12 protein-coding genes and 5 pseudogenes are annotated in these 13937 nt (G+C 61.9%); 7 read left to right on the forward strand and 10 right to left on the reverse strand.

Annotated features, from left to right (window positions below):
- The 8 genes and pseudogenes from BCA01S_RS39415 to istA (BCA01S_RS33490) form a co-directional block, all read right to left on the reverse strand.
- Nucleotides 1-206 (reverse strand): annotated as a pseudogene (locus BCA01S_RS39415) (ATP-binding protein); the annotation flags it as partial.
- Between the two features lie 2 nt (nt 207-208).
- The gene (istA, locus tag BCA01S_RS33460; protein WP_027780589.1) at nt 209-1735 is read right to left on the reverse strand and encodes an IS21 family transposase; all 1527 of its coding nucleotides are present in this window, start codon (nt 1733-1735) and stop codon (nt 209-211) included.
- A gap of 514 nt (nt 1736-2249) precedes the next feature.
- Nucleotides 2250-2471: a hypothetical protein gene (locus tag BCA01S_RS33465; protein ID WP_027780590.1), complete on the reverse strand. Its 222-nt coding sequence runs from the start codon at nt 2469-2471 to the stop codon at nt 2250-2252.
- Nucleotides 2468-3112 (reverse strand): annotated as a pseudogene (locus tag BCA01S_RS33470) (ATP-binding protein); the annotation flags it as partial. The gene BCA01S_RS33465 and the pseudogene BCA01S_RS33470, both read right to left, overlap by 4 nt.
- Before the next feature lie 141 nt (nt 3113-3253).
- On the reverse strand, nt 3254-4087 hold the full coding sequence (istB, locus tag BCA01S_RS33475; protein WP_027780592.1) for an IS21-like element helper ATPase IstB: 834 nt from the start codon (nt 4085-4087) through the stop codon (nt 3254-3256).
- A pseudogene (gene istA, locus BCA01S_RS36245) lies at nt 4084-5594 on the reverse strand (IS21 family transposase). Before istA (BCA01S_RS36245) ends, istB (BCA01S_RS33475) begins: the two are co-directional and overlap by 4 nt.
- Before the next feature lie 170 nt (nt 5595-5764).
- Nucleotides 5765-5944 carry a hypothetical protein gene (locus BCA01S_RS33485; protein WP_027780593.1) on the reverse strand — a complete coding sequence of 60 codons (180 nt, stop codon included), beginning with the start codon at nt 5942-5944 and terminating at the stop codon, nt 5765-5767.
- The gene (istA, locus tag BCA01S_RS33490) at nt 5931-7433 is read right to left on the reverse strand and encodes an IS21 family transposase (RefSeq protein ID WP_027780594.1); all 1503 of its coding nucleotides are present in this window, start codon (nt 7431-7433) and stop codon (nt 5931-5933) included. Before istA (BCA01S_RS33490) ends, BCA01S_RS33485 begins: the two co-directional genes overlap by 14 nt.
- A 91-nt stretch (nt 7434-7524) precedes the next feature.
- Here istA (BCA01S_RS33490) and BCA01S_RS39420 point away from each other — a divergent pair, with 91 nt between their 5' ends.
- Nucleotides 7525-7647, forward strand: a complete 123-nt coding sequence (locus tag BCA01S_RS39420) for a hypothetical protein (RefSeq protein WP_255218497.1) — start codon at nt 7525-7527, stop codon at nt 7645-7647.
- Nucleotides 7648-8234: 587 nt separating this feature from the next.
- On the opposite strand, the pseudogene BCA01S_RS39590 reads toward BCA01S_RS39420, so the two are convergent.
- Nucleotides 8235-8455, reverse strand: a pseudogene (locus BCA01S_RS39590) (ATP-binding protein); the annotation flags it as partial.
- 95 nt (nt 8456-8550) lie between these two features.
- Here BCA01S_RS39590 and tnpA point away from each other — a divergent pair.
- The 6 genes and pseudogenes from tnpA to BCA01S_RS36255 form a co-directional block, all read left to right on the forward strand.
- Complete coding sequence (gene tnpA, locus BCA01S_RS33505; protein ID WP_027780595.1) at nt 8551-8964, forward strand: IS66 family insertion sequence element accessory protein TnpA; 414 nt, start codon at nt 8551-8553, stop codon at nt 8962-8964.
- On the forward strand, nt 8958-9341 hold the full coding sequence (gene tnpB / locus BCA01S_RS36250; RefSeq protein WP_052369599.1) for an IS66 family insertion sequence element accessory protein TnpB: 384 nt from the start codon (nt 8958-8960) through the stop codon (nt 9339-9341). Before tnpA ends, tnpB begins: the two co-directional genes overlap by 7 nt.
- A gap of 30 nt (nt 9342-9371) precedes the next feature.
- On the forward strand, nt 9372-11036 hold the full coding sequence (gene istA / locus BCA01S_RS33515; protein WP_244146118.1) for an IS21 family transposase: 1665 nt from the start codon (nt 9372-9374) through the stop codon (nt 11034-11036).
- The gene (istB, locus tag BCA01S_RS33520) at nt 11033-11803 is read left to right on the forward strand and encodes an IS21-like element helper ATPase IstB (RefSeq protein ID WP_027780597.1); all 771 of its coding nucleotides are present in this window, start codon (nt 11033-11035) and stop codon (nt 11801-11803) included. Before istA (BCA01S_RS33515) ends, istB (BCA01S_RS33520) begins: the two co-directional genes overlap by 4 nt.
- Nucleotides 11804-12003: 200 nt before the next feature.
- A complete protein-coding gene (locus BCA01S_RS38330) occupies nt 12004-12177 on the forward strand; it encodes a hypothetical protein (protein WP_169740560.1) in 174 nt (57 codons plus the stop codon).
- Nucleotides 12178-12260: 83 nt separating this feature from the next.
- Nucleotides 12261-12473: pseudogene (locus BCA01S_RS36255) on the forward strand (transposase); the annotation flags it as partial.
- Nucleotides 12474-12805: 332 nt separating this feature from the next.
- Here the strand turns inward: BCA01S_RS36255 and BCA01S_RS33535 are convergent.
- Nucleotides 12806-13906 carry an IS110 family RNA-guided transposase gene (locus BCA01S_RS33535; RefSeq protein WP_027780598.1) on the reverse strand — a complete coding sequence of 367 codons (1101 nt, stop codon included), beginning with the start codon at nt 13904-13906 and terminating at the stop codon, nt 12806-12808.
- Nucleotides 13907-13937: the final 31 nt, after the last annotated feature.

Below are 13937 nucleotides of genomic sequence, written 5' to 3' on the forward strand. Positions count from 1 at the left end.
ACTGGCCACGGAAGTTCGCGCGGCGCATGCGGGCGTCGAGCTTTCGATGATCGCGCCGTGCGATCTCGTCCTGGATGAGCAACGTCAGGAAATCGGTATAGGCGAGCTTACGGTCGATGGCTTCACGGCTGCGCTTCGAGCGTGTCGAGGATGCCGGACAGTCGCAATTGCTTAAGGGAAGACGTGAGTTCGGGAATTGGATTCATGTTCAATGGATAAGCAGAGTCTGGGTATCGCGGCAGAAGCGGCCGCCGTGGGTGTAGGTGGTCGCGCCCGATTCAACAGGTTCGGTCGACAGCCAGGTCTGGTCGAGGCCTTTCTGCAGGATCAGCTTGACGGCTTTGTAGCTTGGCGTGCCGAAGTGATTCGCGCGACGGCAGGCGGCCTCCAGGCGAGATGCGCCGAACTGCTGGGCGAAGCGCAGCACGCCCTGTACGGCGCGCAGCTTGATGAGAACCTGATCTCCGAAGAGCGCGTGAACAAGCGCGTAGCAGGACGGTCCGATACGTTGCGCTTCTCTCAGGCACCATTGGGTGTCGTGCATTTGCCAGGCCTGTGCTGCTGGCGGCATGTGATCGGCCACCGTGCTACGCGTACCTGGCGCAGTCTGGCGGACATGCGATGCTGACAGTTCGTGCTCGTAGTAAACCTGCACCATTGTGGCGGTTGCCTTGAGCCACAGCTCTTTACCGGCAAGCCGAAACGGCACGGAATAGTAGGCGCGCTCGAATTGCACATGGGCGTCGCGATGGACCTTCACGCGCGCCCAGGTTGCCAGCTCGGGCGGCACATCGGGAAGCGGCTGCAACAGCGCCTGTTCAACGTCTTCGAAACGCTTGAGCGGCACCTCGCGCGTCGTGCCATGCGTCCGGGTGCTGGCCTCTTGCATCACCCAGGCTTGCGCTTGCCGGTTGGCGTCGTCAAGATCACGAAATTCGCGAAGAGGAAGGAAGCTCGACTTCACGTATTTGACGCCCGATTCGACGATTCCTTTTTTAGCCGGGTCCCTCGGCGGACACGGATCGATCTTGAACGAATACCCTTCGGCGCATTGCGCATAGGCCCGCTGGACTTCGGGTTCGTAGATACAGGCCTTGACGATGGCACACTTGGGGTTATCGATGGTGACGCGGCCCACTACGCCATTGAACCATTCGAAGGCGTGACGATGACATAGCAACCATGTGTCGACGCTTTGGTCGCGGACAAACTCGACGTATTGATGCCGCGACCAGCACAAGGTCATCACGAAGAACCACGTCTTGTGGACCTCGCCCGTGTGCGCGTCCGTGATGGTCGGACCTGCGCCGAAATCAACCTGCGCGGCTTCTGCAGGTTTGAACTCCAGCCGCATCGGTACATCCGGCGTGAGCTCCGCCTTCAATTGCTGAAGTAGCCTGTAGACGGATGAGTAGCTTCCCTCGTAGCCGTGGTTGCGCACCAGCGCGCTGTGAATCGTCGTGCCGGGCACGCCCGCGTCGTGCCACTGCGCAATCTGCTCGCGCCACGGCTCGGCCGACGAGATACAGCTCGCAGGCAGGAACTCCCTTCGGCTGAACGCTGAAGCAAGCTGCGCGTCATCCGGCAGAGCGTTGTCCGGAGAAAGCCACCCCCGCTCGGTTGCGATCTCCCGTACGGCTGCCAGCTTCTTACGGCCCATGATCTTCGAGCGGTCGATATCCCGGTCGGAGTCACCCTGGCGCATTCGCACCAGAACCTGTCGATATTGGTACATCTCGAACTTCCTCTTCAAGCCACCCTCCGGAGCAAATGCGTGCCATGAGGGTAGCGGTTGGCGAAGTTCGAGCGCCCGACTCAGACGCCAGTGGCGCCTTTATGGCGAAAATCTACTGGCGCCTATACGCCGAAAGACTTGTGGCGCCTAAACGCCGAAAAGTCCTCGACGCCTTTATGCCGAAAACGGTTTGGCTCCTTAACGGCGAAAGTTCACAGTTCTTAAATAGCATTCAGCCATTAGCTATCGGTCCTGGAAGTTCGTATTTTGTCGAACGTGACCGCCGATTTCGGGAGCGTGACCGATTCGGCGGGGTTGGGCGTTGCGCGGTGTTGATTGTAGATTTTCTTGTTATTTCTGGTCGAGTTCGGGCTCCGGGACGCTGGGTTTTGGGGATGACTTTCTGAGGTGTTGACGGCGGCGTAAATCCGCACATAAATGGCGGCGCAAGGTTGACCAGGACCGTCAACAATGAAGCGCCGTTGACGGCCTCTCTCGGGATGGACAGCCCCTATCAGAATGGGTCGCCGATGTCGTTGAGGCGAGGATCGCCTGGAGGGGAACGCTGTTCGCGCAGCAGGTCATGCAGGGCGAGGTCATAGTGCATGCAGATCCGCGCACGCAGATCCTCGATGAGTTCGACGACGGCGAGTGCCTGTTCCGGCGACCAGTTGTCCGGTATCAGGAAGTCGAGCCCGCGGGCAATGCCCGAAGGCAGGTTTGCCAGGCGCTTCATGATTTCTTCTCCGCACGCGCGCTACTGCGTCTGCTGGCGCGCTGTTCGGCCCTCTCGCGCGCTTCCTTGACCCGGTAGGACTCGCCCTCGATGGCAATGACTTCGGCGCGATGTACCAGCCGGTCAACGAGCGAGACGACACACGCGGCGTTCGGGAACACCTCGTGCCATTCGGAGAACGGTCTGTTGGTTGTGACCACGGTACTTGCCGAGCCGTACCTGCGGCTGACCAGTTCGAACAGCAGATCGGCGTGGCGGTTTGAGTACGAGAGGTAACCGACCTCATCAATGACCAGGACGTCGGGGGATGCATAGCGGCGCAGGCGCCGGCGCAGCGCCGAATCGCTGTCCAGTGCGGCCTGTTCCCCGAGCATCTGGCCGGCGGTCGTGAACAGCGCGGTGTGACCGTGCACGAGCGCCTGATAGGCGAGATTGAGCGCCAGGGTCGACTTGCCGACCCCATTCGGGCCGATCATCACGACGTTGGCGGTATCCCTGACGAACCCGAGCGACATCAGCTCTTCAACGGCCAGCCGGTCGCAGCGCGTGGGCCAGCTCCAGTCGAAGTCGCACAGCGGCTTGAAGTTGCCCAGGCGTGCATCGCGGATACTGTGGCGCGACAGTCTGGATGAGAGGCGCGCGACAAACAGGATGAGAATGTCGCGGCGAGGTTGATGATGCCGTTGTTGATTGACGCTGACAAGCGGTTAAAGTTGATTGACGCGCGTTCGTTGATTGACGCTGGGCAATGTCGGATTAGTGTGTGCGTCAGGCGACGCGTGTCATGATTCGTTCTCCGGAGTCGCAGGCATGCCGACATTGTTCGGCGTGGCATAGCGCGCAGGGCGTCCTGGCCCCTGCTGTTTGCGCTGCATGGCGGTGCGCCGCCGGTAGCTTTCGACATTCATCTCGAAGATGGTCGAATGATGGACCAGCCGGTCGACTGCGGCCAGCGTCATGGCGGGGTCGGGGAAGACCTTGTTCCAGTCACTAAACGGCTGGTTGGCGGTTAGAAGAAGGGATCGGCATTCGTATCGGGCGCTGATCAGCTCGAATAACACGGAGGTTTCGGCCTGGTCCTTGGTGACGTATGCAAAGTCGTCGAGAATGAGCAGGTCGAAGCGGTTCAGACGGTTGATGGCGGCTTCGAGCGCGAGCTCGCGACGTGCAACCTGGAGCCGCTGCACAAGGTCGGAGGTGCGGGTGAACAGGACCTTCCAGCCTTTGTCCAGCAGGCTCAGTCCGATGGCCGACGACAGGTGCGACTTGCCGCCGCCAGGCGTCCCGACCATGATCAGGTTGGCGCCGTTGCGCAGCCATCCATCGCCGGCACACAGTGCCGAGACCTGTGCTTTAGAGATCATTGGCACTGCATCGAAATCGAAGGTCTCCAGCGTCTTGCCCGGTAGCAGCCGGGCCTCCTTCAGATGGCGTTCAATACGACGCCTATCGCGTTCGGCAATCTCGTGTTCGGCCAGCGCCATGATCAGGCGTGCCGCGGGCCAGCCCTCCTTGTCGGCGCGCTCGGCGAAGGCTGGCCAGATCTGTTTGACAGCGGGTAGCCGCAAATCGTTAAGCAGCAGCGACAGGCGGGTAGCATCGAAATCGTGGCTCATGCTGTCATCTCCTGACTCAGGGTAAGCAGGGCTTCGTAGTCGCGCAACGAAGTCAGTTGTACGTGCACTTGTGGGACAGCTGCCGGATCCGGAGCAAAACGCGAGCGCAGTTCGTCCAGATCGGGTAGTCGACCATCGGCCAGGTTCTGTTCCAGCGCATGGGCCAGCTCGGCCTTGCAGGCGCGCTCGTGAGCCAGGCTCAGCAACTCGACCGTGGTCTTGCACGCCGCGCGCGAGGACAGTTGCTCGCACAGGCGATCGAAGGTCAGCCGATAGGCCTCGCGCGGGAACAGCTGGTCGCGGTACACAAGGTTGAGCAGCGCCATCGGCTTGCGGCGCAGCGCGTGAATGACATGCCGGTAGTCAATGACGTGGCCATGCTTGCCGCTGGTGCCTGGGCGGCCACGCCGCAACGTCTAAGGGCCGTGCCACCCAAGAATAGTTCCAGCCGGTCGTCGTACAGCCGCACCCGCAACCGGTGGCCGATCAGCCGCGACGGAACGGAATAGAAGACCTTGCGCAATACGAAACCGCCGGTGGAGGTGATGTAGACACGCGTTTCCTCGTAATCGCTGGTGCGCGTGTTGGGCAGAAGCTGAAGGAACGGCACTTCCGCCTTGATGCGCTTGCCATTACGCGCGTTGATGCGGCTGACGATCTCGTCGATGAAGCCGCGATAGGCGGCAAGGTCGATGAACTCGACGCTGCCGCGCAGCAGCAGCGCGTCGCGGATCGCACTCTTGAGGTGACCATGAGGACTCTCAATGGCGCCGTTCTCGTGTGCGATTCCACGGTTGTTGCGCGTGGGCTGCATGCCGTAGTGAGCACATAGGGCTTCGTAACGCGTGGTCAGATCGTCGCGCGCATCGCGATCCAGATTGCGAAACGCCGCCGACAGACTGTCGCTGCGATGCTCGAGCGGTGCCGCGCCGAGTGCCCAGAGCGCGTTCTGAAGCCCTTCGGCGAGGGCAACATAACTCTCGCCACCGAGAATGACGTGAGCGTGTTCAAAGCCCGAGCAGGCCAGACGGAAGTGATACAGGCGATGGTCCAGCGCGGCGCCGGCCACGGTGACGCCGAGAGCCTGCATCTCGGTGAAATCGGACAGCCCGAGCCGACCGGGCTGATGTACCTGACGAAACATGACCTCGCGTTCCTCGCCATGCAGTGCCCGCCAGACGCGGATGCGCCGCTCCAGTGTGCGGCGCACGTCACGTGAGAGCTGCGGATGGCGCCGAAGCATCTCTTCCAACACCGCAACGGGCCGGATGCCTGGAGCGGAGGTCAGTAGTGGAACAATCTCCGCGTCGAAAATCCCGGCCAACGGATCCGCGCGCCGGCGCTCGCGTGGCGCCTTCTTCTGCGATGGCAACCGTGGATCCTCTTCGATGCGGTAGGCGGTGGCGACGCTAAACCCGGCCCGGGCAGCCGCCTCGGGTGGCGCTTCCTTGAGTCTGTGCTTCATGTAGAGCCTCATCTGGTGGTCGTTGACGTGGCGTCCGGGCACGGCGCACCTCCCATGGCATGGAAGGTTTGTTCATACCCGATCTACCGCGACCACCAAAAAAGCTCCCGGTGAAGGTCGCCTTCTGGCGCGGCATGGCGGCAGCGGTTCCGGGCTACGCCCGTTCCCGCTGCCGCCATGCCCGTTCTCTCATCCTGACTGACGCGCTCCTCTCATCTTGATTGACGCGCGGCACGGATACGTCGCTCCAGCGAACGGCGGGCGCGCTCATCCTCTTCCCACTGCAACAGCGGTGCGACCCACTGTTCGGCGGCCACATCGGACCAATGTGCGAGCAGTCCGTACAGACGCAGGGCGTTCGCGCGCCCCTGGAGGTTCTCAGGCGCGTTCATCGGCGTCTCCCGCAAGCTGGTCGTAGATGTCGAGCCGGTGTGGTGTCACCAGCGTGTCCTTGTTGCGCACGTGTTCGGGCAGGATGAGGGTGACGGGCGGCGGTGCCTGCCGTGCTTCGCGTCGGCGCTCAAGCGCCAGACGTACCGGATTGGGATGAGGCGCCGCGCCGCTGGCAAGGGTTTCCTCGATCGCGGCCTGCAGTTCGGCGGGGCCATAGCGGTCGAGCAGTCGCAGTAGGTGCGTGGTGATATTGCCCAGGTTGCCGCCACGCTCAGCGGCGTGCAGCATCAGGGTTCGGCTGGCCGGCGCGGCTCGGGCCAGATGATCAAGACCGCGATGGTGACGGGCTTCGCGCTTCCTTGCGACGAGCGCATCGATGTGCGCGGCAATCTCGATCTTCGCGCCGCGATCGTAACTGCGTTCATGGGTGGCGAGCAGATCGGCGCCGTCGAGAATGCGCACGCGCCGGGGATCAGCGCATACCGTGAGCGTGCGTCGCACATGGGTGTACGGGATCGTATAGTCGTTCAGGTCGAAGCGCACGTAGGGCGTCTTGCCGACCTTCACGGCGAGAAGCAGCTCACACGGGTATGGATTCTCCGGCAACGCGAGCAGGCTGGGCTGTTCGCGCCCGAAGGCCTCGCGCACGGTGATCGTGGGTTCTTCGCGGCAGGGCCGCTCGGCAGCGGGACCCGCGCACCAGTGTGCAGCTTGCGCATTGAGATCGTCGAGGTCCGTGAATCTGCGAGCGGCAAAGAAGCTCTCACGTACGAAGCGGATTGCCCGTTCAACTCGCCCCTTCTCGTTGCCCCGTGCGACGGCCACCGGACGGGGCTCATAACGGTGATGCGCGGCGAACGCGAGCAACGTCGGGTGGAAGCGGATCGCATCGCCCTGACGCTCGAGCACGGCGCTACGCAGGTTATCGTAAAGCAGAACCCTGGGTACTCCGGACCACGCTTCGAAGGCGCCGGCATGGCCCGCCAGGAAGCTGTCCATGCGGGCATCAAGGAAGAAGCGCAGATAGATCTGCCGTGACCACGACAGCACCATCACGAAGGCCATCAACGGTCGTCGCGCCCGACCGATCTGCAGGTGACCGAAGCTGGCCCAGTCGACCTGCGCCTGTTCCCCGGGCAGCGTGCGCAGGCGCAGGTAAGCCTCAGGTACCGGGCGTGGCCGGTGCAGTGACATCAGGTGCCGGAAATGGTGATGACTGCCCCGGTAGCCACGCTCATACACCATCGCATACAGGCGGCTGGCCGTGAGCGAGGGAAACTTCTTCAGCGTCTCATGGATGAACGGCAGATACGCGTCGGTCTGCGAGGCTCGCTGAACGGCACCAATCCTGGGCAGACCAGCCTGGGCCAGCACGCGCTGGACGGTGCCGCGGTGCACGCGGAACTGGCGCGCGATGGTGCCGCAACGCCACTTCTCCACGTGGTAATAGCGCAGGATCTGCGCCTCGAGTTCAGCTCCAATGGTCATGGGTCGTTTCCTGTTCTGTCAGTAGCAGTACGAACATCACGGAAGACCCGACGGCGCAGTAGCCCGATGGATGCGTAGCAGGCCCGAACAGATGCGGCGACAGAAGCTGCAAGGCGTCGATCCGGGCGCGGCGACAGTGGATGTCGATGCGGTGGCCGTCGTCGTCGAAGTCAGTGGCAGTAGAGCATCGGCGACGGGTGTCGGGGAACGCTGATGCGTCACTTTATTGAGGCGCTGACGATAACGTCGCATCCGTTCGGCATGCGCAAAGCGGCCACGGCGACTGAGCTGATAGCGTTGGCCAGCCTCGCGCAGGCGGGCGCGGCGTGAGGCCTGTGAGCAGTCGCCACCGCAGTAAACCTGGCCGCGATCGCAACGGCGGCACACGACGACCTGCGCCCGGCAGCGGGCGCACAGAAAGAGGCGGCCAGTGGCCGGCATCGGCAATCCCCGTCAATGCCGAAGCGGTATCGACGAGGCGGATCAGCCGTGCCATACTGGCCCGGCACCCGTACCCCGTTGTGCGCGTGTGGGGCTCGACACTGGAATGAACTTGGCGGTTAGGACCGGTGTCGGGCCTGCTTCTTCGGCGGTCAGTTGTAGTCGTTCTTCTACCGCATCCCGATTCCCGCGCCACCCCCTTGGCGAACCGCACATCCCCGGTGCGTCTGCGCTCGCCCTACGGGCTCCCTCCGACGCACCGGAAGCTGTGCCTCACGCGTTCCAGGGTCGCCGGCTGAACAGCCATAGCGTCGCGTTGCTGTGCTACGCCGCCATCTAATGTCGGATTCCGCCCGCCGTTCACATGAGGGATTCACCGGCGAGCGTGATCCAGTGATAAACCTGCATGAGACGGTCGAGCATTGCGTCGGCGTTGGTCTCGTCGCCGATCCATCCATGCCAGTGCTCAATCGGTAACTGGCTGGTGATGATGGCCGCCTTCCCCGCGAGCGGTCATCGATCATCTCGAGCAGATCGTTTCGGACCATCGCGTCGAGGGGAACCATTCCCCAATCATCGAGTCATATTGCGCGTAACGTATCCGTCAGCGCATCCCGTCTTGAATGCACGCGAGCGCGGTGCGAAGGTGATGCCATCGTAACGACGGAGCAATGCGATGGACGACGCAACGGGAGAGGCCGTACCGACGGGCGCGCGCCGCCCCCGGCAAGGCGAAGCATTCTGGCGCGAGATGGTCATCGCGTGGACCACAAGCGGACTGGGACTTCGACGTTTCTGTCGTGAGCAGGGGCTCGCCGTCAGTACCTTCGGCCTGTGGCGCAGGAAGCTCTCAAGCGAGCCAGGTGCAGAGGCGCACCCGCTCGCGGTCACACCAGACGCGGCATTTATCGTTTCCCATCCGGACGCCGCGCCAGCCACTCCTGCTCCACCGTCGACGGCGGACGCTTTGTCGTCTTCGCGTGATCGGGTGACGTTGTCACTCGCCGGTGTTCGCATCGAGCTGACCGGTGCTCATGCCGAGCGCATCCTGCGTTTCGTGCTCGGACAGCTCGGCGGTAGCCGGTGCTGATCGCAGCCGATGTCCGTGCGTATATCTGCCGTGAGCCGGTCGACATGCGCAAATCCATCGACGGCCTGTCGTATCTGGTCGAACCACTGCTTGCCCAGAACCGTGTCTCGGGCAATCTGTTCGTGTTCGTCGGGCGGGACCGCTTGAAAGTCAAATGCCTATACTGGGATCGCACCGGCTGCGCGCTCTGGTACAAGCGCCTTGATCGGGGCCGCTTTCCATCACCGTTGGCGCTCGCGCAACGCGGCTTCACGCTCACCGAACTCAACGCCTGGCTCGAAGGCATTGAGATCCGGGCGCCCCGGCGGTCGGTCAAATTCCTCCGGGTATGGTCACTTCAAACTCCCCCACCTGACGACCGTCGGCTGAGCCACTAAAGCCGCCGGGAGAGGTGTTGCAGGACGTCTATCTTCGTCTCCTTCGAACAAGAAGGAGTTCAGGGGGTGAACGTCTTGAAGCCGCACCTGCAAAGCACCGTATTCACATTACTCGAGCGCAACAAGAGCCAGCGCCAGATCCAGCGGCTCACGGGCATCGACCGCAAGACGATTCGTCGCTATCAGGCGATGTTCGAGTCGGAGAAGTCCGGTTCGGCAAACTCCCCCATGGTGACCACCGGCTCTGAAACGGCCGTCACGCAAACTCCCCCACCGCCGCGACCACCGGCTACCGACGGTTCCAGCAAGACCACAACGTTCAATTTCGCCCGCTCCGCAAGCGAACCGCATCGCGAGTGGATCGAACAGCAGGTCCGCCTGAGGCGCAACGCGCAGGCGATCTATCAGGATCTGGTCGATCAGTTCGCATTCACCGCGAGCTACGAGAGCGTCAAGCGTTTCGTGCGCGCCTTGCGCCACATTGATCCCGAGCAGTTCGACTGTCTCGCGTTCGCCCCCGGCGAAGAAGCTCAAGTTGATTATGGCGAAGGTGCACTGACCCGCGATCCGAAGACCGGCCGCTACCGACGCCCGCGGTTGTTCGTGATGACCCTGCGGTACTCGCGGCGCAGTTTCCGGCGCGTGGTCTGGAAGTCCAGCAAGCAGGTCTGGGCCCAGCTTCACGAAGAAGCCTTTCGTTACTTTGGGGGAGCGGTCAGCTACGTTGTGCTCGACAACCTCCGGGAGGGCGTCATCACGCCCGGCCTGTACGAACCCGAGATCAACCGGCTCTACGAGGCGATGCTTGAGCACTACGGTGTCGTCGCCGATCCGGCACGTGTGCGGGACCCGAATCGAAAGGGGACCGTCGAGAACGCGATTCAACATACGCAGGGCACCGCGCTTGCCGGCCGCCGTTTCGAGTCGCTCGAAGCCCAGAACGAATTCCTGATGCACTGGGAGGCAAACTGGGCGGCCAAACGCATCCATGGCAGCACCCGGCGACAGGTCGAGGCCATGTTCCAGGAGGAGAGGCCGCATCTGCGGCCGTTGCCGACCACCGGCTGTCGCTACTTCACGGAGGTCGTGCGTACCGTCTGGGACGACACCACTGTCAACATCGATCGCAGCAACTATGCGGCACGACCTGCACCGATCGGCAGTCTCGTTTCAGTGCGCATATACGATTCCACCATCGAGATTCGCGATCGCCGTACGCAGGCGTTGTTGCGCACCCATCCTCGCGCCCTGCAGGCCGGTTCGCTTGAATTGCCCGAAGACGAACGCCCGTTCAATCCGTCCCGCCAGAGCGCCTTCCTGCTCGCGAGCGCCGGCGACATCGGGCCACAAACAAAGGCGCTGTGCCAGCACATGTTCGATAGCGAAGGTCGCGTCGGCCATCGCGCCATGTGGGGCATCGTTGGTCTGGCGAAGAAGTATCCCGCCCGGCTCGTCGAGCAGGCCTGCGATCACGCGTTGCGTCATCACGTCTACCGCTACAAACAGGTGCGCGCGATCGTCGAACGGCTGTTCGAACAGGCACTCGAGCGTCTCGATCAGGCACCGCAGCTAGAGCTACCTCTTACGCAGGATCACCCGCTGATCCGTCCTGCCGCCGAGTACGGCGAACTCTTTACCCTCGGTGCGCAGCACGGCGCCGAACCTCAACCTCCAACTGGAGAAACACAAGCATGACCATGACGTTACCGGAAATCGAACGGGCTCTCGGACAGCTCCGCCTGTCTGGCGTGCGCGACACACTCGAAACGCGCGTGTTGCAGGCCCAGGGCTCCCAGCAGCCGTTCCTTGAAACCTTCGCACTGATCCTGCAGGACGAACTGGATCGCCGCCAGTCCCGGCTCATCGAACGCCGCTACAAGCTCTCCGGCCTGGAAGAGAAACTCACGCTCGCCGAATTCGACTGGGCCTTCAATCCCAAATTGCCTCGCCAGGCCTGCTTCCAGCTGCACACGCTGAAGTTCATCGCCGCCGGCGACAACGCGCTGATCATCGGTAAACCAGGCACCGGCAAATCGCACGTTGCGAAGGCCGTCGCCTACCAGGCCGTCCTGCAAGGCCACAAGGTGCAGTATCTTGAGACCGACGACTTCTTTAACCGTTACGCGCTGAGCCCGACTGCCCAGCGCGAAGCCCGGCTGCGAGCCATCCTCGAGAGCGATCTGCTCGTGCTGGATGACCTGTTCCTGTCGCGTACGATCCCCGACGCCGCTGGCGCACTGCTGCAAACGCTGATCCATCAACGCTACAAACTGCATCGAAGCGTTGTCGTCACGTCCAACCGCGTTGTGCAGGATTGGGGCGCATACCTGGGCGACAACACGATGAGCACCACGATCCTCGACCGGCTCATGCATCACTGCCACCTGCTTGAATTCGACGGCCGCAGCTACCGCCTCAAGGAAGCCGCTGAAACGCTTGCACGGAAATCGAAAACCAGCTAAATAACCCTTAGTCCTGCTTCACAGGGTGGGGGAATTTGCGCGACCATAAGTGGGGGAGTTTCAACTGACCGTCCGGGCCGGGCGCGGGAGCCGCATCGCGCCATCGCGGTGACGGCGCGTGAGCTGAACACGCTGTCGCCTGCGCAGATACAACGCTCCCCGATCTTGTAAACGTAGCGCGAGTTGGCATCATGATAGCCATGCCGCCCACCGCTATCGCTGTCGCGGAATTGCCGGTCGAGCCCGACGCGCTGCAAGCCTTCGCGCTCGAACAGAACCGGCTGGCATGCGTGCTGTGGGAGCAGCTGGAAGCGCTGCAGAGAGGTGGCTTCGAGAATTCGGACAGTTCGTTGAGTGGAAAGGCTGGGGCGTGAGTCGGCCATAATGGCCGGCAACAAGGAACCAGAAGATGACGAAATGAAACCGACGGACCCACTCACCGGCGTTCAAGGCAAAGGTGGCCCTGGCGGCGCTCAAGGGCGACAAGACGCTGGCGGAGTTGGCCCAGCAATTTGATGTCCATCCGAACCAGATCACGGACTGGAAGAAGCAACTGCAGGAGCGTGTTGCCGATGTGTTCGAAGGGGGCAGCGCGGCGCCGTCGGCGCCGCCAGTCGACGTGAAGGTGCTGCACGCGAAGATCGGGCAATTGACGTTGGAGAATGATTTTTCATATGGCCTTTTTTTGCAAGCAGGACGAGCGTAGCTCTCGCTGCCGCGATCCCGAACGTCAACGTATCCGACCTGATTGGTAACGCGGCACACGGGCTGTTTATCGACGATGGATCAAGCTCATATCCGCGGGCTGGTTACCGCATTTCATCTTTCCGTCACGGGGCTGCCTCGCTCTTAACCACGGAGATCACGCAGTCGCGTGCTCACAAAAAAATCTCGAGGGTTCCCCACATCGCGCCCGGTGCCGCGTTACCGATCAGGTGGAAGATAGAGGGTTTGCGATAGCAGCTCCGTACTGAATAAGTCGATGAGAATTTGCTGAGGTGTTCAGGCTGGCTGCAATCGTGTTCCGATATCCCAGATAAATCCGCATAGTTCACGCGCGATTGCCGCACACGTCTTGTTCTGATGGAGACCTCGTGCGCGAAACCGACGAAATCTGTGACAGAGCCGAACCTGTGCTTTCCAGGCGATATCGATGATAGGTCGAGGTTGTCCTTCGAGCCGAGGCTGTAGCGATTCGCCGATTCTCGCGGGCAACCGATAATTCCACGCTGCTTCGACAAGTATCCTGCGCACGTGCGTGTTGCCCGTCTTCGTCAGACCGCCGCGCTGCTTTGTGTTCCCGCTGGAGTGTTCCGACGGTACAAGTCCCAGGTAGCTCATGAACTCGCGTGGATGCGGGAAGCGTCGCAAATCGCCAAGTTCAGCGACAATAGTTAGTGCGGAGATCAAGTCAATACTGCGCAGGGTCATCAGGCCTTTGACCTTTGGCAACCAACGCCAGGTTTCGGCATGAGCGCGTAGCGACTGCGTGAGGCGCTCGACGAGTTCCGTGGCAAACCGTACCGCCATCCGGTACTCGGTGAAGACGATATGCTGGGCGGAATTCTCGAATTTGATCTTTGAAAGAAAGAGCTCGTGTTTCGGCCCCCAGCGGCTACCGGTATAGGCGTGACCATGGCGAAGCAGGAAGGACTTGAGCCGCTGCCGCACCCTGCGCAAATCATTCACGGCATCCTCACGGGCACGAACCAGGTCCCGGATGGCTTCATCCTGCGGTTCGGGAACGGTAACTGGAACAAGTTCGCCAGCCCGATGCAGCCTCGCTAACAGTAGTGCGTCGCGACGATCTGTCTTGATTCTGTCAGCCGGTCCGCGGGCGACCCTCGATGGAGCAACCACTTCACAGTGATAGCCTTGCTCGCGCAGTGCCCGGACGAGTCCATAGCCGCAAGGGCCTGCTTCATGGCAAACGCTGATCTCAGATGGTGCGGCAAGCTTCGAAAGCGCTTTGGTTAGCGAAATGACGCTGTAGCGGGTCGTCCCGACGAACTGAGGGTCGTTCCGTGAATGCGCCGTGGCGAATGCGATTGCAATCGTGTCCTTGTGCACGTCGAGCCCGACGTAATGCTTGACCTTGTCCATGACTGTCTCCGCCGTTCAGTGAAGGTCGTCC

Origin of the sequence: Paraburkholderia caledonica NBRC 102488 (assembly GCF_000685095.1) — a bacterium.
Classification (GTDB): domain Bacteria; phylum Pseudomonadota; class Gammaproteobacteria; order Burkholderiales; family Burkholderiaceae; genus Paraburkholderia; species Paraburkholderia caledonica.

What these genes read in the sequence shown, in the direction of transcription:
- istA (WP_027780589.1), bottom strand. Translation starts at nt 1,735, where the DNA reads ATGTACCAATATCGACAGGTTCTGGTGCGAATGCGCCAGGGTGACTCC.
- BCA01S_RS33465 (WP_027780590.1), bottom strand. Translation starts at nt 2,471, where the DNA reads ATGAAGCGCCTGGCAAACCTGCCTTCGGGCATTGCCCGCGGGCTCGAC.
- istB (WP_027780592.1), bottom strand. Translation starts at nt 4,087, where the DNA reads ATGAGCCACGATTTCGATGCTACCCGCCTGTCGCTGCTGCTTAACGAT.
- BCA01S_RS33485 (WP_027780593.1), bottom strand. Translation starts at nt 5,944, where the DNA reads ATGAACGCGCCTGAGAACCTCCAGGGGCGCGCGAACGCCCTGCGTCTG.
- istA (WP_027780594.1), bottom strand. Translation starts at nt 7,433, where the DNA reads ATGACCATTGGAGCTGAACTCGAGGCGCAGATCCTGCGCTATTACCAC.
- BCA01S_RS39420 (WP_255218497.1), top strand. Translation starts at nt 7,525, where the DNA reads ATGCGGCGACAGAAGCTGCAAGGCGTCGATCCGGGCGCGGCGACAGTG.
- tnpA (WP_027780595.1), top strand. Translation starts at nt 8,551, where the DNA reads ATGGACGACGCAACGGGAGAGGCCGTACCGACGGGCGCGCGCCGCCCC.
- istB (WP_027780597.1), top strand. Translation starts at nt 11,033, where the DNA reads ATGACCATGACGTTACCGGAAATCGAACGGGCTCTCGGACAGCTCCGC.
- BCA01S_RS38330 (WP_169740560.1), top strand. Translation starts at nt 12,004, where the DNA reads ATGCCGCCCACCGCTATCGCTGTCGCGGAATTGCCGGTCGAGCCCGAC.
- BCA01S_RS33535 (WP_027780598.1), bottom strand. Translation starts at nt 13,906, where the DNA reads ATGGACAAGGTCAAGCATTACGTCGGGCTCGACGTGCACAAGGACACG.